The sequence below is a fragment of the Bradyrhizobium sp. JHI2711 genome (assembly GCF_056156565.1).
Window position 1 is genome coordinate 2,653,350 of the sequence record NZ_JBPZPT010000001.1, and the last position, 18,310, is coordinate 2,671,659.

At 59.5% G+C, this 18,310-nt stretch carries 13 protein-coding genes and 2 pseudogenes; 7 read left to right on the plus strand and 8 right to left on the minus strand.

Annotation, left to right across the window (positions count from 1 at the left end; all coding sequences use genetic code 11):
• Positions 1-40: 40 nt before the first annotated feature.
• The 5 genes and pseudogenes from ACTEK7_RS12315 (at position 41) to ACTEK7_RS12335 (ending at position 4,100) form a co-directional block, all read left to right on the plus strand.
• Positions 41-1,207 (plus strand): nucleotidyltransferase family protein, encoded by a 1,167-nt coding sequence (locus ACTEK7_RS12315; RefSeq protein WP_225129747.1) that lies wholly within the window; start codon positions 41-43, stop codon positions 1,205-1,207.
• A 53-nt stretch (positions 1,208-1,260) separates the two neighbouring features.
• Positions 1,261-1,605 carry a hypothetical protein gene (locus ACTEK7_RS12320; protein WP_225129749.1) on the plus strand — a complete coding sequence of 115 codons (345 nt, stop codon included), beginning with the start codon at positions 1,261-1,263 and terminating at the stop codon, positions 1,603-1,605.
• Positions 1,606-1,877: 272 nt separating this feature from the next.
• On the plus strand, positions 1,878-2,129 hold the full coding sequence (locus ACTEK7_RS12325; protein WP_225129751.1) for a helix-turn-helix domain-containing protein: 252 nt from the start codon (positions 1,878-1,880) through the stop codon (positions 2,127-2,129).
• Positions 2,129-3,496, plus strand: a pseudogene (locus ACTEK7_RS12330) (type II toxin-antitoxin system HipA family toxin). The gene ACTEK7_RS12325 and the pseudogene ACTEK7_RS12330 overlap by 1 nt, the downstream one beginning before the upstream one ends.
• Before the next feature lie 127 nt (positions 3,497-3,623).
• Positions 3,624-4,100, plus strand: a complete 477-nt coding sequence (locus ACTEK7_RS12335) for a hypothetical protein (protein ID WP_225129753.1) — start codon at positions 3,624-3,626, stop codon at positions 4,098-4,100.
• A 288-nt stretch (positions 4,101-4,388) separates the two neighbouring features.
• On the opposite strand, the gene ACTEK7_RS12340 is transcribed toward ACTEK7_RS12335, so the two are convergent.
• The 4 genes from ACTEK7_RS12340 to ACTEK7_RS12355 form a co-directional block, all read right to left on the minus strand.
• Positions 4,389-6,128, minus strand: a complete 1,740-nt coding sequence (locus tag ACTEK7_RS12340; protein WP_225129755.1) for an ATP-binding protein — start codon at positions 6,126-6,128, stop codon at positions 4,389-4,391.
• Entirely contained in the window at positions 6,125-7,174 is a 1,050-nt protein-coding gene (locus tag ACTEK7_RS12345) for an SIR2 family protein (RefSeq protein WP_225129757.1), read from the minus strand. The genes ACTEK7_RS12340 and ACTEK7_RS12345 overlap by 4 nt, the downstream gene beginning before the upstream one ends.
• 296 nt (positions 7,175-7,470) lie before the next feature.
• Entirely contained in the window at positions 7,471-11,013 is a 3,543-nt protein-coding gene (locus tag ACTEK7_RS12350; RefSeq protein WP_225129759.1) for an AAA family ATPase, read from the minus strand.
• Positions 11,014-11,016: 3 nt separating this feature from the next.
• Positions 11,017-12,288, minus strand: a complete 1,272-nt coding sequence (locus tag ACTEK7_RS12355; RefSeq protein ID WP_225129761.1) for a metallophosphoesterase family protein — start codon at positions 12,286-12,288, stop codon at positions 11,017-11,019.
• Between the two features lie 976 nt (positions 12,289-13,264).
• On the opposite strand from ACTEK7_RS12355, the gene ACTEK7_RS12360 reads away from it, so the two are divergent.
• Both ACTEK7_RS12360 and ACTEK7_RS12365 read left to right on the plus strand, forming a co-directional pair.
• The gene (locus ACTEK7_RS12360; RefSeq protein ID WP_225129763.1) at positions 13,265-13,543 is read left to right on the plus strand and encodes a hypothetical protein; all 279 of its coding nucleotides are present in this window, start codon (positions 13,265-13,267) and stop codon (positions 13,541-13,543) included.
• 521 nt (positions 13,544-14,064) lie between these two features.
• Positions 14,065-14,667 (plus strand): annotated as a pseudogene (locus tag ACTEK7_RS12365) (DDE-type integrase/transposase/recombinase); the annotation flags it as partial.
• A 599-nt stretch (positions 14,668-15,266) separates the two neighbouring features.
• Here ACTEK7_RS12365 and ACTEK7_RS12370 read toward each other — a convergent pair.
• The 4 genes from ACTEK7_RS12370 to ACTEK7_RS12385 form a co-directional block, all read right to left on the minus strand.
• A complete protein-coding gene (locus ACTEK7_RS12370; RefSeq protein WP_225129765.1) occupies positions 15,267-15,428 on the minus strand; it encodes a hypothetical protein in 162 nt (53 codons plus the stop codon).
• A 10-nt stretch (positions 15,429-15,438) separates the two neighbouring features.
• Entirely contained in the window at positions 15,439-16,797 is a 1,359-nt protein-coding gene (locus ACTEK7_RS12375) for a type II toxin-antitoxin system HipA family toxin (RefSeq protein ID WP_225147992.1), read from the minus strand.
• Positions 16,703-17,077, minus strand: coding sequence for a helix-turn-helix domain-containing protein (locus ACTEK7_RS12380; RefSeq protein WP_463671674.1), 375 nt, complete (start codon positions 17,075-17,077; stop codon positions 16,703-16,705). The genes ACTEK7_RS12375 and ACTEK7_RS12380 overlap by 95 nt, the downstream gene beginning before the upstream one ends.
• Positions 17,078-17,570: 493 nt before the next feature.
• Entirely contained in the window at positions 17,571-18,305 is a 735-nt protein-coding gene (locus ACTEK7_RS12385) for an aspartate/glutamate racemase family protein (RefSeq protein ID WP_225129769.1), read from the minus strand.
• Positions 18,306-18,310 lie beyond the last annotated feature (5 nt).

An 18,310-nucleotide genomic window follows, 5' to 3' on the forward strand; every position in this document is an offset into this window, starting at 1 on the left:
AACCATTGTTACCACTCCGCCAAAATGGTAACAAATACCTATGAAGCAGTTTTCCAACATCGACCAAGTCATGTTCTCCGACCTGGTTCAGAAGGCGACCGACGCGGATTTCGACGAGAACTTCCCGGAAAACGGGACCTTTCTCAAACAGAAGCGAGCCAACCGCGAATACTATTACTACAAGGCCTACGAGCCCTCCGGTGGCGAGGGACCGACGAAGACGACTCTCAAATATGTCGGTCCGGCCGATGATCCCGAGATTGCCAAACGCGCGGAAGCTTTCCAGCGCACCAAGATTGGCTATCGCGCGCGACGCGAGCTGGCAGCGAAGTTGAGGCGGGCCGGCTACCCTGCCCCTCCCCACATGGAAGGTCTCGTCGTCAACGAACTCGCGCGCGCGGGACTCTTCCGGCTTCGCGCCACGCTCGTCGGTTCGATGGCCTATCAGACATACAGCGGCGTACTCGGCGTCAAGCTGCCCGACGAGCTCGTGACGACCGAGGATCTGGACATCGCGAAATTCTACGGCATCTCGATCTCGATCGATGAAAGCATGCCCGACATCGAAGAGATCCTGAAAAAGGTGGATCCGACATTTGCGCCCTCATTCTCCCCCGATGAAACCAAGCTGTTCAGCGGTTTTGCCAATGCCACCGGCTTCAAGGTCGAATTCCTTACACCAAACCGTGGCGACGAGGACTACTCCTCCAGACTGACGCAGATGCCTTCATTGGGACCGTCTGTAGGTGCGCAGGTGTTGCGGTTCCTAGACTACCTGATCCATGAGCCCATCCGCTCTGTGGTCTTGCACGACGCCGGAGTGCCGGTCCTTGTACCGGCCCCGGAGCGCTACGCCGTCCACAAACTGATCATCGCGACCAAACGGAATGTGTTCTTTGCGGATAAGGCCAAAAAGGACATCAACCAGGCTGGCGCGCTCATTCAAGCATTCAATGCCGTCAAACGTAGCAGCGACCTAGGCTTTGGGTGGATCGAAGCTTGGGAACGCGGAGCCAGATGGCGACGACGGCTTGGTGTTGGCGCCCTGCGTCTTTCGGACGACACTTTCGACATGCTCGCGAAGGGCGTAGCCGAAGCGGCCAAACTCGACGGCAAGCCGGCAGAGGAGTACGGGCTTACGGGAGGCAAGGAAGGTCTTCTGGCGCGCGTTTCAATTGCGAAGCCGACGGCGTCGCCAACGCCGTGATGCCAATTCGGTCGACGAGGCTGTCTCGCCCATCATCGGCGACGGGCGCGCCGGTGCTGCTGCTGATCATCGGCGGCGTCGGCATGCCGAATCACGTGATTGGCTCGCTGATCATCTCGCTGCCGATGCAGCTGACCATGTCGGTGATGTGCATCATGCCGTTCGATCAGCTCGGTCTTGCCGCCGACGCGCTCGAGGCTCAGCACGAAGTAGAGCTGGATCGGAACGTGCTGGCCTGTTTGATGGCCGGTCTGCTTGTTGTCCTCGACCGTGACCGGTTTTTCGATGACGAACGGACTGACGGGCTTGTCGGGGCCACCGCCATGACCTCCGCCCTGGCCCGGATTGCCGCCCGGGTGTCTTTTTCAAAGTCGCTTTCGGCGCGGCCAGCCCCTTGACCCAAGTCTCGTCCATCCTGCGCGAAGATCCCAATCTCAACGAGGACGCCGCTGCGGCGTTGGACGACCTGATCAAGGCGACGTACGCCCGACTGGCAGATACGAGCAGGGGCCCGTGATGGTTTTTTAATAATTTCAATAAGGTCGTGGGAAATCGCGGGGCTTCATACGCAATTGCGTATTATGCGCAGATATACGCGGACGCGTATAATCGTGCTGATATTCGCGATCGCGTATATTGACGATGTATACGCATTCGCGTATGGTAACCTATGGATACGATTGCCCGCACCCCCCAACAAGTTGGCGCCGGGATCAGGCGCTACCGGCGGCAGAAGAAGCTCACCCAGGCTGGCCTCGGTGAGAAGATGCATGCGCGTCAAGCGACGGTCTCGAAGCTGGAAGCCGGTGTACCTGCAACGCGGCTGCGCACCTTGATGGATGCGCTGGCCGCGCTCGACCTCGAGTTGGTCATCCGGCCGCGGACCAAATTGACGGCTGAAGCGATTGAGGATCTGTTCTGATGGCGCGTCGTCCTGCCCGCGCGCCGCTCAACGTCTATCTCAATGCACCGCTGGTCGGGCAGCTGCGGCGCGAGAGCAGCGGCGCAATCGATTTCCAGTATGACAAGCAGTGGCTCGCGTGGGAAAATGCCACCCCCGTTTCGGTGTCGCTGCCATTGCGGGAGGATCGTTATATCGGCGATCCCGTCGTCGCCGTTTTTGACAATCTTCTGCCCGATAATGACGACATCCGCCGACGCGTCGCCGAACGCGCGCATGCTGATGGCGCCGACGCTTACAGCCTGCTCTCCGCAATCGGCCGCGATTGCATCGGCGCGCTGCAATTCCTTCCCGACGGTGCCGCACCCGGGGGCGCCGGCGCCATTGATGGCCGCGCCGCTAGCGATCAGGATGTCGCCGCCATTCTCGGCAATCTTGCCAGCAATCCGCTCGGCATCGGCGCCGACCAGGACTTCCGCATTTCTCTCGCGGGCGCGCAGGAAAAGACAGCGCTGCTTTACTGGAAAGACAGGTGGCACGTGCCTCATGGCACGACCGCAACTACGCACATTATCAAGCCGCAGATCGGGAAGTTGCCGAACGGAATCGACCTGACCGGCAGCGTTGAAAACGAGCATCTGTGCCTTGAGCTGGTTGCGGCACTCGGCTTGCCCCGGCGGCCAATTCACCGTCGGCAGCCGCGGCATTCGCGGCTTTGCGACCGGCCGTCGCCAAATCAAGCATCATCGATTTCGCCGGACGCCGAGTGCTCGCAGTTGAGCGGTTCGATCGCATCTGGACGCGCGACGGCCGCCTGTTGCGGCCGCCGCAGGAAGACTGCTGCCAGGCGCTGTCTGTTCCACCCGCGCGAAAGTATGAATCCGATGGCGGACCCGGCATCCGCAAAATCTCGGATTTCCTCAAGGGCAGCGATACGCCTGAGGACGACCAGGCCATTTTCTTTCAAGGCGCAGATCGTGTTCTGGCTGCTCGCCGCCACCGATGGCCATGCGAAGAATTTTAGCGTTCATTTGGCGCCGGGCGGACGTTTTCATCTTGCCCCGCTTTACGACATCATTTCGACCCAACCGAGCTTGGACGCTGGACAGATCAGTCAAAACCAAATGAGGCTGGCCATGGCGATCGGCAGCAACCGGCATTACGTCGTCCACACGGTTCTCGGCCGACATGTCGTGCAGACTGCGAAAAGCTGCGGTCTCCCCGACAAAACAGTCAAGCTTGTCATCCAGCAGCTCGGCGATACAGCCGCAAAAGCCATAGATCAGGTGCTGAACGCGCTTCCAAAAGGATTTCCGGAGAAGATGGCCATATCGATTGCTGATGGCGCGAAGCGTCGTGTGAATTCGCTGGCTGCCCAGCCGGGCTGACTGCCCACAGCCAAACCAAGCGGAACGATCAAGGCAACAGAGATCAGAAATCCGCTCAAGGCGTGCAGCAAGCTCGCGGAGACGTCATAGAGTTCGGCCGGTTTGCGCAAGCTGCCAGCCGGCTACGATGACCTCCGTGAACGGTGGCAGGAAGACCGGATCGACCAATCCAAACCTGGATGCTGCCTACCAGAAGAGCAGCAGCGCGATCAGCAATAGGGAGCGTTGCCCGAAAGCAGCCAACCAGCGGCTCAAGAAACGGGCCCGGTTCTCGAACGGCGATTGCCGCTCTCCTTCGACGGCGAGCGGCCCGCGCCGTCCGTATGCAAGCTCCAAAAGCGACTGCGTTTCCAAACTAACCATGAGCGACGTCCTTCACTTCACGCTCGACGCGCTGAGGCCGCCCGTCAACTGCCCCCTTGAGCCTCTTCCGCTCACGCCGAGGTCATGGAGTGAAGGGCTTAAAACCTATCGCCAGCCAAAACACAAACTTCAGTTCGATGCGCTTCCGCCATTCCGTCGACTCGCACATCAGGAGGTTTCCGACCGCAATCCGCGTCACGTGACCGACACCGCCATTTCGCCAGCCGCTTCAAGCTGGTGATCGACAGGTCGAGCGAGATGACAAGGGGACATATTCTATCTTTCGAGAACGCAGAGGCAAAGCGCGGGTGCCGCGCAATCTGCGGAAATCTGCGATTGCCTTCCCTAGGAGCGGATGTGAACTTTAGAGGCCCGCGCCGCAGTATATCTACGGCATCGTTACTGTGGTGAAGAAGCAACCTTAAGCTTGGTTCCGCGAGCGACAACTCACTTCAGACTTCACAAATGTCGATGAGCGAGTCACTTTTGGCCCAGCATCGAGATGCGCCAGAGGCTTGCCGGAAGGCAACTATTTGACAAGCGTCTGACGGCGCCAGCTCTCGACAGCCTTATCGAGCGTCGCCGCAGCCGCTGGGTCGGCCCAACGATCCCAGAACTGGATCGTGCCGCTAAGCGGTTCGTTTATCGGTTTGGCAATGCGGATACGCGTGGGCAGTAGAATCGCATCGCCAACGACGAGTGCTTCGCCCGTGTCGAGGACCGGAAGCAGGTCGCCGAAGCCGCCGAGGCTGTCGGGCAGCAGCCGCCGCACGACGGCCTGGTCGTCACCGTTGGTTAGCCGCATCGCGATGAGATTGTTGCACTGGCTGGCGACCGTGCGGTTCACTTCGGCGGGGCGTTGGCTGATCACCACCAGTCCGACGCCATATTTCCGCCCCTCCTTGGCGATGCGCTCGAAGGTAGCGATCGCATTCTCCGCGGCGCCCGAAGTCGGATCCTGTGGAATATAAAGATGTGCCTCGTCACAGAACAGTGCCACCGGATGGCGAAGCCCCTGCGCGCTCCACTGCTGCACGTGGAAGGCCATGCGCGCGACCATGCCGACGATCAGCGGCAAAATGTCGGAGGGAACTTCGGAGAAGTCGATGATCTTGACGCCACCGTGGCCGCCTTTGGCCGTCCTGCCACCGAGCAGCAGCTCAACTGCGCGATCGAGCCAATCATAGCTGTCCGCCACGCCGGACGCAGGGAATAGGAAGCCGAGGCGCCGATCGGTGCGTTTGCCCTCGAGGCGCTGGATTAGCCGGCTGAGCTTGCTGTGGAAATCGCCCTGCTTCTCCCCCGTCCTGGCTCCCGGTACCATCTCTGTGTTGAGCCGGTTGAGCTCGCCGAGCACGGTTTCCATCCTGAAAGGCACCGGGCTGTCGATCGTGAAGTTGGCGAGCACCTCGACATGACCGCCGGCTTCCAGGAAGCCCGTCTTGGCGTCCACGACGGTACGCGACATGATCATGGCCTGGTTTGGGGCGTTCTGATCGGAGCGGTCAACAAACATCGAGACAAGCGCCTCGTAGCTCATAAGCCAATAGGGCAAATGCAGCACACCATCGTTCAGCCCCTTCCCCGCTTCGATGTCGCTTGGGCCCGCGACACGAAGATGGACGAAACCGTCGCCAGCCATGGACGCATATTCTCCGTGCATGTCGAACACGATGGCATTGGCGCTGTCGAGCTCGGCGATTTGCTCGAGCAGGCGGGCGGTCGTCCACGACTTGCCCGAGCCGGTGCTGCCCACGATGAGCGCATGACGCTGGAACAACCGATTGCCATTGACGAACGCCTGAGCGTTGGGATCGAGCGTATAGGCGCCAAGCGACAGGCGCTGCGCGCCGCCGGTCACCTCCGAAATCACGCCCATGAATCGCGTAAGGCACTCGCCTTCGAGAGCGAAGCAGCAGGCATCGATCTCCGGGACGGTCTCAAGCGTCCGGCGGAAGACATTGGCGCGCGGTCCGTCCCGATCGAGCAGCGTGCCGATCAACATAATCCGCACCAGATTGACTTCGGGATGCGCGGCCTCGCCTAGCTCGACATCGGCGATCTTCGCTTCACCGAGCGCGGTACGGATGATCTTTTGGATCACGCCAATCAACTTGTGGCCGGCAAGGCTGCTCTGGAGCGCAACCAGCCGGTTCACCTGCAGCGCCCGCAGCGCCTCGACATCATCGACGTGGACGATTACCGTGGTCGTGTCGACCGATTGGACGCGGCCAAGCGCTTCTTCGTCCGCAAAATTCAGAATGCTCACGCGGAAACTCCTGTCATCTCATTGAGGAAGCGGTCGAGTCGCCAGATCGGTTGATCTACGTCAAACCCGTTGGGCACGTCGTGCATGTAGGCGCGCGCGCCTATCGTCCCCTCCTCGATCGCGAGATAGCGCCGGCAGCGTCCGCCGCCGAGGAAGGTCCGGGCGGACGTAGTCAGCTCTTTGGTAATCACGACAAGCGGGACGGAATCGCGGTCGCAACGCTCGATCAGCTTGGTCTGAAGATGCTCGTCGTTGAAGCCATAACCAACGCAGAAATAGGCGCGGGCGTTCTCCAGCGCGGCATCGCTGCGGCCTAGGATCGTTCGGAACGGCTCGCCATGTGTCAGCCGGTATTTGTCGATTCCCGGCGTGATCATCAGCGGCGAGTATCCGGCCGGCACGTCGGGCATTCCGCGGACGCCGATGATCTGGCCAGCGGAATCCTGGAACCAGTCGAGAGAGCCATGCACTTTCCAGACGGCAACGGTACGGGTCACCTGCCGATTGACGAAAATGCGCGTGTTCGAATCGCGGGCGCGCGATTGCAGATAACCGTAGTTGAAGCCGGTGAACGTGCTTACATCGGCGGCGTCCGCGGCATATTCGGCAAGCCGGTCATAGTTTGGCGTGACGACATTAACGGTCTTGTGCGTGCTGTCGAAGAGATGGAGGTACAGCCGCGAGAGCGGCAGCGCGCGCCGGTCCGCCACAAGCGTCTGGAGGACGCGAAGATCGTGCGGCAGCAAGAAGGCGCGGGTCTCGCTGGCGATGAACTGGGTCTGGCGTTCCGTCGGGCGCACGGCCTGGAGGGCGCTTTCGAGATCATCGCCGGCCGCAAGCTGCGCGATGAACTTATCCCATTCGCTCCTCTCGTCTGCTGTCCAGCTTGTGGGCGGCTTGACAGCGGAAAGCTGCAACGCCAAGGCGCCCATGCCGGGCACACCGTGCGCAGCCGAGGCGCCGCTGCCCAGAATGATCACCGGTGCGGCGCTGAGCGCCGCCTGCGCGAATTCCTGCGCGATCTCCGGCGCGCTCTTGGCCGCCATACAGTCCCTTCCCGGCCAACGCCGACTGTATCCACTACAGCCGTCGTCATCCCTATGAGATTTAGTGAATGGATCAATTTCGGCGAGGATTGCATCCTCGCTAAATCTGAAATTAGCCCTTAGCCGATCAGGTTACGCTTGGTGTCGAGACGACGAAGGGCCTGCAGGACCGTGAACTTTCTCGGATTGATTTTCCCCAAAAGGAAGTCCGAGAAGCATGTCGACGCAAACTCCGCGTCGCGGACGGCTTTTGTAGTTAGAGATAATGATCTCGAGACTTGCATTCTGCAATCCATCTAAGCAACGTTTTTCATTTGATGTGGACGAGGCTCCAGCATTGCCGTCGAAACACTCCTGCCAAACGCGGTAGACGCCACATCAAGCAGGTGCTGGTGATGGGTGAAGAAAAGCACCTGCGTTTTCTCCGCAAGCAGTTGCAACAGCCTGAAACCGGCCGAGGCGCGCGCATCGTCATAATTGATGAACAGATCATCGGCAATAAATGGCACCGGCGCAGCATGCATCAGATACTCTTCAACGGCAGCAATGCGCAGCGCGAAAAAGAGCTGATCGGCGGCTCCTTCGCTGAGACCTGATACGGGCACCGCTCCACCGTCCCCACGCACGCCCGCCAGATGTGGCACATCTTTTTCGTCGTATTCGAGCGTAAGGCGTTGGAACGAGCCGCCGGTCAGAATAGAGAACAGCTCCCCTGCCCGTTTGAGCAATGGTGCCTGCTTTTCGCGCCTAAACCGCTCGATCGCCCACCTCAGGATGATGGTTGCGGAGCGAACGCGCGCATACTGCGCCGCCACCTCCTTCATCTCGGCCAAAGCCAGCTGACGATCACCAGCAGCTTTGGCCGCAGCGGCGTCGCCGCCGACGGCTTCGAACAAACGCTCAGCATCATTGCGACTCTGAATTGCGATCAGCTGGCGTTCCCTGGCATCTTTGAGTATTGCCTTCAGCGTTTGCTCCCGAGCCGTTGTTTGATCGAGATCGGCGCTGCGGCATTCCTCGGCGAGTTGTTCGACACCAAGCCCATCGCCATCAGCCTCAAGCGTGGTCCGCAAGCGCGATCGCTCATCCCTAAGCGCGCGTTGTAGATCGGACTGAAGAATAGCCGCTCGCAATCTGTCGATCGAATCGACGGCTGCGGCCCTCTTGAGGCGATCTATTACCGCCTCGGCGTCCGTCCTGGACTTGTCGCATTCTTCCAATTTCTTCTGCAGGCCCTGCATCGCCTCAGCTTTTTCGTCGCGGGACACGACAGTCTGCCTCGCCGCATTCAATTGCGCATGGAGTTGGAGGATTGCTTCATCTGCATTCTGCCCGGAAAACCGCGGCGCGATCGCATTTACGAGCTTTTCGACATCATCGGTAAACGCCGTGATGTCCCGCTCGATCTTTCCAATGCGCTCGTGCTTCAAATCCGCGATCTTGGCAGACGTCTCCCGCATCTGATCGATTGCTTCGATTTGCGCTTGAATGGTCTCAAGCGGGGCTTCGGGTAACAGATTGATACCCCTCAGGGCCTCCCTCCATTGCGCATTCCAGACATCACGCTCTTTCGCAGCGTTTTCAACAGCCACGCGCCTGCGTTCGACTTCTGTTGCGACCTTCCGTTGCTCTAGCGCGAGTTCATTCCTCTTTTGTGTGTTGCCCTCCTCCATACGGAGGCGCGCTTCGGCAGCCGCAAGAATTCCGTTCAGCGGCAGACTATCTGCCGAGGCTGCGATTGCCGTGTCCGCCATCAAGCTGGCGAGCTGTTGCTTGGCTTTTGCAATTTGCTGCTGGAGCGAGGACTCTGCATGAAGCGCGGCGTCACGCTTGGCGATTTGATCGAGCACGCCAGCCCTTGCATCGAGCCAATCCAGCATTTCGTCCGGAGAACGCGGGTTATCGGTAACCTGTTTCCACAGGATCGCCCAGGCCTCGGCCAATGCCTTCTGCTCTTCGGCTAACGAAAACAGCTCCTGCTTGGCGGATTCAAGGACGTCTTGCTCTTCAGCGATTTGCCGCGCCAGCACCATGGCCGCAGCCGTCGACTGCGCATTCTGAAAACGACGGTCCGCCGCGGCGTCGGCGTCTTCGATGGCCTTCACATACGCATTGAGCAGCGGCTCGCCGCTTGTAAAAGCGAGCTCCTCCGATTCTGGCACCATGATCTTGTCGACATGTCTGCGCCTGATGATAGACCATCCGGCATCCCGCCGTTCGCGCAGTTTCTTCAACTCCTCAACGCCGACAATTCTTTCATCTGACACAAGACGAGCATAAGACTTTAGATTGTTTTCGACTGTACGGGTCAGCTCACGCGTCACAGCTTGCTGGCGCTGAATACGCGCCTGAAGCTCGCGGGCAGCATCGCGATGCACCCTTACCGCCTCTTCCGCCGGACTTTTCAACGCCTGCAAACTCGTTTCACTCACGATAGGCGGATTCATATCAGCCATTTGCCGCTGACATGATCTATCGGCATCCTGATGCTCTTGATGGATACTCAGAAGACGCGCATCGAGATCGCCAAAAGCACGAATGGACTCGACGACCCCAGCCAGCGCCGAAAGGTCTTTCTGCGCTCCGAGCGTTTCAATCCGTGCCTGGATATCAGCGAGTTTCTCGCTGGCGCCCTCTAGCGCTGCTTCAGCGCTATCAACGGCGGCAAATCGGCTGCCACGCGATGTCAACAGTCCGCGGACTGCTGCAACCTTGGCCCGCGGCGGAATTCTCTCGACCAGGTCGGCGACGGGACCTGTCCAACCCAATTCAATCGCCGCGCGCTTCAGGCCTTCTTCCGCTGCGGCGAGTTCGGCCCGCCGCTTCGGTAAGTCCGTCCGGCCCGAAGAGAGCTGTATGCTGCGGTTCGAGAGGCGTTCAATCTCCGTTTGGTGGAGCAGAACGCTATCGTCAACCACAAGTCCGGAAATTTCCGCGCCGATTGTTGCAATCTGTTCGCGGAATGCGCTTATGCGCACTTCTGCAGCAGCGTTATCGCCCGAGGCCTCCTCAAATTGCCTAGCCGCGTCGGGAGGTAATTCGACCACCGCGCCGAGGTCCACTATCTCGGTTTCAATCTCTTGAAGCCGACGCACACCGCGATATACGCGCCGGACTCGAGAAATCTTTGCAAGTTCGGAAACTTGCTCTTCGATTTCCTTCTCGATCTGATTGCAAAGGCCGCGCGCCTCTTCAAGGGCGGATTTCAATTCCTGCCATTTGCTTGCGCTCACCATGTGTTGACGCAACGCCGCATCAGCCTCTTTAAGGCGGTCTTCCGCTTGGTAGTATTTTCGGTGTCCCGCCTTGCGGCTGGCCCAGAGCCCATCCGCCTCTGCCTGCATCGCACCCAACCGATCGCGGAGACCTGACACACCGGCCCCTGCGGCGAACAATGCCGCGCCGATATCATCCTTGGCCTGGGTGATATCCCGTCCGCCAGCCCGCAGGCGCTCATGGTCAAGACAGAACATCCGGCAGAAAAACGCGCGGTCCATCCCGCCGAGCAAAGGAGCAAGCAGGCCATCGCCAGCCGCAATCGGCAGATCGTCCGGGCCGAGAAGCGTGTCCTTGTTGCCCTTGCGACGCCGGACCGAAAGCAGCGCGCCGTCGCGTTCTAGGGCGGCGCCGATGCGCAGCGCCGCATTCTCATGCAGGAAATTACGGGATGATTGCCCGGGAATACCGAAGAGCAGATCTTCAATCGCCGACATCGTCGTCGACTTTCCAGCCTCATTCTCGCCATACACGATATGAAAGTCAGGTTCGCCTGACGGAAAATGAAGCGTCGTGCCGGTGAAATGTCCGTAACGGATCAGGTCAAGAGAACGAATACGCACGGATCAACGCCTTTCCGCGGTCAGACGTGCGCTCAGATATTCGCCAGCCTGCTCAATCACAACCGAGTATTGTTTCGCGATCACCGCTTCGAGAAGACAATCGTCAATATCAAGTGCCGCGTCGTGAGGAAGCCTGCGGACAAGGTCGCCCAGATCGTTCGCGATTTCTGCCTGGAGATCGGAATCCCCCGCAGCCTGAGCTAGCAGGACTTTGAGATCGTTGATCGCGCTGCCCGCTGACTGGATAGAAACTGCCGTCGCAGGCACGGTCGCATTGATCACACGTTCGATCCATGCAACCTCTTCGCCAAGAGCCAGTGCTGCGGCTCTCGCTTCAGCCAACAATTGCGGCGCAGACGCCATCAGTTCGGCGTGAAGAGCCGTCGGGCCACTTAGTTTGATGCGACAAGCCAGCAGTCGGCCTTCTGCGTTCTTGGCCGCCTCGTCGATCGAACGTTTGATTTGATCTACAACATCCCCGAACCGCGCGCTACCACTGACCGGTACATCGACATGCATCCACCGCACGACATCCGTTTGGAGCAGCTCAACGCCTTCGATCGCTCCGTCTTGGACCGTAACGAGCTGCGCCGATTTCGGGCCGGCTTCGCGGATGTGGCGCCCCTGTAGATTGCCGCAAAACACCACGTGCGGATTTTGATGCAGTACGCCGCCCTGATGCACGTGCGCGAGCGCCCAATAGTCGTACCCCTTGTTAACCAACTCTTCGAGCGTGCAAGGGGCGTAGTTCTCGTGAGAACCACCCATTCCGCCGAGTGCAGTATGCAGCACGCCGATGTTGAAATAGCCTTTGATCGGCGCGGGATAGGCTGCTGCCAGATTTTCCGTCGTCGCCTGCAGGCGGAAGCTTTGACCGTGAAGGGCGACGCGGCAATCATCGAGCTTGAAAGTTTGGGGCTTTCGATAGCTAAACACCTCAACATTGTCAGGAAGCGTCAGCCGCTTCGTGATTTGGCTTTCGGCGTCATGATTGCCGTGCAACACGAAGGCGGGGATTTTCGCCCCCCGCAAACGACCCATCTGCCGAACGAAAAACAGGCCGGTGTGAAAATCGCGCCAATCGCCGTCGTAGAGGTCTCCGGCGATGACCACGAAAGCCGCCTGTCTATCGATCGCCTGAGTAATGAGGTCCTCAAAGGCAGTTCGGGTCGCCGTTCGAATGCGCTCGGCCGCTGGCCCCTCCTGTCCGCTCAGGCCTCTCAGGGGGCTGTCCAGATGTATGTCGCCGGTATGGATAAATTGGAAAGTGCTCACAACAGGACTCGCTTAATTCCAATCAGAACAAACTAGTAAAATCCTTTTATCGCAATCTTGAGCGGAGCGTTGTCACCAAGTATCCGCAAACGCGGAAAGGGATTGTCGATGAGGACTCGAAGGGGCCGCCGAATTTGAGGGCGACGCGAAGATTCGGTGGCACGTTTAACATGAGTATCGCGTTATCCATGTTGCGGACAGCGTGTCTTCGGTAACGGTTCGGACAAGGTCTTATCTGAGCTAGCTCCCCAGTCCTGCGAGCCGCTTTCCTAGCGACCTCGCGTCGAAATTCTCGCAAATGCGGCGATCGGCTGGGAACACACACCGTGCCGCAACCGCGGTTTATCCGCCCAGGACCTTCGTCAGATGACGACTTTGGTTGTCAGACCGGCCCAAGACAGGCCGCTGCGACATCGACTTCGTAGTCGATACTGCCGCCTCGTCGCAACGTAAGACGCCGCCATAATGGTAAAGAGGCTCTTCACTGCGGAAGGCAGCAATCCTGCCGCGCGATGGAATTATCGCTAAAAACATGGAGCGCCGCCGTGGCCGGAGAGTAGTCGCGGGCCTTGTGGTAACCAATGCAATAGGATCGCACTGCTTTTCGGCCCCTTAGAAATCGACCCGATTACAGCCGATTCGTTGTCGTAGCCAAACGGGGCTCCGAGCTTGTGCAGTGGAAGTGCAAGCGCGAAAACGAACCCACAATTCACGCGGCTCGTTCAAAGAATCGGAGCTATCGCTTTGGAGACGACCAACTTTGGTCACTCTCACGGAACCCGATCGCAGCGAGCCGAATTGCCGAGGTACCCGATCACTTCCAGTTGTCGCTCCTCGGAGAGACTTAAAGCCTTCGCGACGATCCCCCAACTTCATCTTCTGCAACTCCGGAGTCAGAAACTCTGGTACGGAGCATCCGAAGCAGCCTCGCTGCTCGGCATCGATCGAAAGCTGCTGCTGCGTGAGCTCATTCGGCTTGAGTCTTGATCTGGACCCGGGCCCGTCGGCCGGACACCGTCCAGAACGGAAACTTACCTCGTCACGAAGAGGAAAATTCGTCAATTTCTGCCAGGCACCGCAGATATCAAGCGAATTTCATCATTTCGCGCTGGAGTTCATCGAAGAAATCAACTGCATCGATGTACCCATGCGGTACTGCAGGTACGCCATCGCCGCCAATGATCACGCTAATACCAATTTGGGATTTATCGATATCAGATTGGAATGGATGCGCGTGCAGGCCGATCGCGAGTGAGCGCCCCTTGTTTTCAGGCGGTGATGTGCGACTCGAAGAAGTCGAACAGCGCGATACAATCGAAAAGGGGTCGCCCTTTAGCGACCCCTTTGCCGGTTGCAATCGACTTCGGGATGAAATTCCAGCCCCGGCGAGGGTCAAATTATCGGTATCTAAATGCCAAGTGAACTCCGTACAATTACGGTGCGGTCGCGCTGTAAGAATTCCTCCGCGCACGAAGGAATCCGCGTGCGTCACTCCTCGGTAGCGCGCTCAACCTTTCCACTGACGCCAAATGGACGGGACACCTATAGCAAGTGCCCCACCTCACCAGGGCTGGGCGTCCTGGATTGTTTAAGCCTTTAAGCGCGACTGCGATCCATATCGCGCGAAGGCGTGCAGCTCGATATCCGTAAACGGCTCGCCTAACGCGATCAGAGGCCGGTGATCCGGCCGCGGGTACAGAAGCGATCGCGCGTCAGCGGCCGGATCAGAGATCAGCTGGTAGCGCGCGAAGACCTCAGCACATTGGGCGGCGTTCTCTCGGGGAGCGGCGGGCCTGTTCGCGCGTCAGCGCTGATCGGACGATGATCCGCTACAGCTTCAGCCGCCCTCCAGACACGCCTCGGCCCGGTCGATTGCGCGATCGCGCCAACGATGGGCTGCATTTCGGATACCGCCGGCCGTTCGACTTGCTGCGGCGGGAGGCTCAACCGGATCTACCGGGTTTGCCGGGAGGATGGCTCACTGTCCGCAAGCGACGAGCCCCCGATATGCTGATGAAGGTCAGCCCAGTGCTCGCTGGTCGCTGGACTTCGTCCACGACCAGTTCGCCAACACGCAGCGCTTCCGCATCCTCGACATCGTCGATGACGTGACTAAGGAATGTCTGGCGCCATTCCGGATACATCGATCTCGGGACGGCGCGTCGCCCGCGAACTGACGGCGATCGTCGCACGACGCGGCAAGCCAGGACTGATCGTGTCTGACCATGGCGCCGAGTTCACCGGCAACGCCATGCTGGCCTGGAGCAAGGACCGGTTATCGACTGGCACTTCATCGCGCCAGGAAAGCCAATGCAGAATGGTTTCATGGACAGCTTCAATGGTGGGATGCGCGATGAGCTGCTCAACGAACCTCTTTTTCGATCTCAATGATGCCCGTCAAGAACGTCCGGGCTTGTGGGCGCTGGAAAATTCATGCTGGGAAAAATCGCAATGTCGGTACCCCTGTGGTCCATTGAACGTAAGGTCATATGTCCGCCGCTGCATGGTCCATATCTTCCGACACCGCCTTGCTGGCGAGCTTCTCCGGTCCGGCGCGACTTTGTCAGAGATCGGCCAACTCCGAAGCGAGAGCCATGTCGTAAGCGGCATCTTTGACGAGGTAGAAATCCAAAGACTCGCACACTGACCCTGCCGCCGCTGGTACGCATCCAATGACCACTGCGCGATTCGCAACGCGAGCGGGCCAAGCGTTTGGAGACAAGGATTTGGAGACAACTACCAGCATGAGGCGCGGCGGCTTGCCGAGTTCGTCTCTTTGATGGCGAAGAAGGCTACGACCATCAGCACGAAGCTCGCCGTAGCCTGGCGTCTGCCACTCGATCGGCACGCATCATAGCCTTGCGATTAACCGCCGTTTGCGGTTTCGCGCGCCACGTCGCGAATATCGTGCCGGGAGCAGACATCTTGCTATCCTGCGCGCCGCGCCAAGCTACATAAGCGATGCGGAAGATCGGGGCCTACTGGGTGAAATCTTTGTTGTCGATTTCGAGCAGCGCCTCGAGTGCGATAATCGTATCCTTGTGCGGAAAATCGTCGGGCACCTCCCCCCGGAAGCCTTGAGCGCAGTGCAGCCACGTTTTCCGGCGGTGAGGCAGGCGGGCTCGGCTTTCTCGCCACATGCGTCTATTCCTAGGGCGATGGGGCTGCTGCGCCTTCCGGCGCTGGCTCCGCTTGCTTCAGGCGCTCTAGGTAGCCGCGTGCGCGCGAAATCACCGCCTCGACCACTGTGTCCAGGACGGGATCGCCGCCGGCAGGCATGGCTTCGACCGCGGCCTTGGCCGCCATTGCATGTTGCGTCACGGCCTGAGCAATCTCGGAGACGCGCCGGATCGTCTGCGCTGGAGAGAGCTTGCAGTCGGTGGCGAAGCGCTCCCAGTGGTTGCGTCCGAGCTGGTCAGCCTGCTTCTGCCCGCCGATCTTCTGCGCCATGTTGCGGGTGATCTTCGGATATGGCGCCGCACAGACGATATCGTAGCCTGGCGCCATGGCGGCGCCGCGCGCCGATAGCATCAACGAGTAATTTTTGGCGTGAGAATCCGTGTTCCAAACCATCGGATTGAAGATTGCAAGATCGACGAAGCGGGCGGTCTCCTGTGCTGTCATGTGGCGCTGGGTCACGCCGACCATGTCGGCCAATGATGGTCCTTTTAGGCCTCTATCGTTGTTCTGGTATTTGGCAGCTGGCGGTCGGCCCAGGGCTTGGCAGAAGTCCTCCTGATGCAGCCGCCGCCATCTCTTGCCCTCATGACGCCGGTCATAGCGCTCAACCAGCAGGTAGGTACGTTCGCCTGCCGTCCCGGTCGTCACCTTCGGCGTCGGGATTCCGATCATGCGCGCGAGCGTCAGGCAGAATGCCTCGTTCTGGACGGCGCCAGGCAAGCGCTCGCCATCGGGCTTGATGATGTGGGTCGATGGCGCGCCGTCGATCGGTATGTACAGGGTGTCGCCATCCAGAGCGACGGCGAGCTTCGTCTGCACACCGGCAAGCGACATCGACACGCCATCTTCGCCGACGAGGAAGGGCTTGTGGGGTAGCTCATTGAGGATGCGCTCGAGGGAGGCCTTGTCGGGGATCTCTCGCCATTTGCCGGCGATCAGCCCGGTGCCAGGCTGTCCGACGGAGAGCGCGCCGGCGGTGTCGCGGCCCATCTCGGCAAGAAGACCGATGACATCGGCCGGCGACTTGCCGAGCATATGACCTACGGTCCCGAGAGTTGCGTTCTCCGGCAGCAGATTTGCCGCCCATGGCAGAATTACCGAGGCATCGTACGACGCCCGCGAGAGCGGCATGGTGAGCGACACAGGGAAGGCGCCGGTCAGCCCGCGCCAGGATTCGGCATAGGTGAAGCCTGACGCTTCGTCGGCGGCCGTGATCCAGCCGACCTCTCGCGTCTCAAAGTAGACCGGAAGACGGTCCATGAGGCTCCTCCTCGTCGCTGTCGGGAATGTCCGGTGTCTCGGAAGTGTTCGCGCGGCGGGCTTGGGCATCCCTGAGAACATCCTCGATGCGCAGCCCGAGCACGTTTGCCACGTGCAGGCTGCGCCCGAGCTGACAGGTGCTTTTTCCGGCCTCGAGGTCGACGATGAAGCGCTTTCCTGTCCCGCTCACCATGGCCAGCTCGTCCTGCCGGAGGCCCTGGCGTTTGCGTTCTTTCTGGATGAGGCGACCGAATGCTGCAGCGAACTCGGCGGCTTGGCGGGCGACACCGGTCTCGCCAGGAGCCTCGTTTCCGCCCGAGGGGGGAGTGCCGTTTGGAGGCTTGTTCATAGCTCTCTCGTTATAAGTTACCGAACGGGAACTTTATGGGTTGAAACAGCAAATGTCCAGGAAAAAGTTACCGATCAGGAACTTTTGTTACCATTCCAATGGAAAGAAAGGATAAAGTTACCGGGCGGGAACATTTACCTCAAGCCAACGGTGAGCGGCCCAAAAAGTTACCGGTCGGGAATTCTGCTCCCCGAGCACTGGGTTCCTTGAAAAGGAGAATCGAGACGACCGGCGGGAAAATCCGCGCTAATCTCCGTCGAGCGAAGCATGTTCCTTAGCGTCCGCTCGGTGTCGAGCGGCGCTGCCGGCCCCACAACGATCTCGGCGATGTTGTAGGCGGCGGCAGCTCATCGTGATCGGGACGCCGGTTTGATCTTGCCACAAGCTGACAATTGCATTGCGCGACCGCGCTGCCCGCCATGGCGTTGGGACCCCGGCTAAGGCCGAGGTCGGCATCACCGAGGACAAGATCAAGTGTCGATCGGCAAGACGATCATCGCTGCGCGTTTATGGAGACGGCACCAACTGACAGCTTACCCTCAGCAAAATCAGCTGCCGCTGTGGCGTGCAGCCTCGCCGAATCGAACACCGGTAATTCTGAATGTTCCGGGCCGATGAGAAGCCCAATCTCCGTGCAGCCGAGGATAACGGCGTCGGCGCCCCGTGTACGACCGCGCGCGATCATGTCGATAACTTCCTGGCGCGACAGATCAGAAACAGTGCCGCAGCACAGGTCATCGAAGATGACATTGTGGATCCGGCTCCGCTCGCCCTCCCCCGGTATGACAGGTGAAAGGCCGAAGCGCTGCCGCAGGCGATCACAATAGAACGGCTGCTCCATCGTATAGCGCGTCGCAAGCAACAGTGGTCGCTTGAAGGAAGCAGCGAGAAGAGCCGCAGCGGTCACATCGACGATGTGGATGAGCGGCACACTCAGCTCGGCAGCAACAATGTCGGCAATCACATGCATCGTATTGGTGCAGATCAGGATGCAGCTGGCGCCCGCGTCAACCAACTGCCGGGCTATCCTCGTTAAATAAGCCGCGGCTTGCTTCCAATCTCCTGCGTTCTGAAGGGTGACGATATAGCCGAAGTCAACCGAGCGCAGCAAGATGTCTGCCGAGGCGAGACCGCCGCGGCGCTGACGGACGATTTCATTGATTTCCTTGTAATAGATGGCCGTGCTTTCCCAGCTCATCCCTCCGATCAGCCCAATCGTCCGCTGCACTTTGA

Coding starts and splice junctions, on each gene's coding strand:
- ACTEK7_RS12375 (WP_225147992.1), bottom strand. CDS start 16,797: ATGCCCAAGCCCGCCGCGCGAACACTTCCGAGACACCGGACATTCCCG.
- ACTEK7_RS12345 (WP_225129757.1), bottom strand. CDS start 7,174: ATGGCGGCCAAGAGCGCGCCGGAGATCGCGCAGGAATTCGCGCAGGCG.
- ACTEK7_RS12370 (WP_225129765.1), bottom strand. CDS start 15,428: ATGTGGCGAGAAAGCCGAGCCCGCCTGCCTCACCGCCGGAAAACGTGG.
- ACTEK7_RS12335 (WP_225129753.1), top strand. CDS start 3,624: ATGACCTCCGTGAACGGTGGCAGGAAGACCGGATCGACCAATCCAAAC.
- ACTEK7_RS12380 (WP_463671674.1), bottom strand. CDS start 17,077: ATGAACAAGCCTCCAAACGGCACTCCCCCCTCGGGCGGAAACGAGGCT.
- ACTEK7_RS12315 (WP_225129747.1), top strand. CDS start 41: ATGAAGCAGTTTTCCAACATCGACCAAGTCATGTTCTCCGACCTGGTT.
- ACTEK7_RS12325 (WP_225129751.1), top strand. CDS start 1,878: ATGGATACGATTGCCCGCACCCCCCAACAAGTTGGCGCCGGGATCAGG.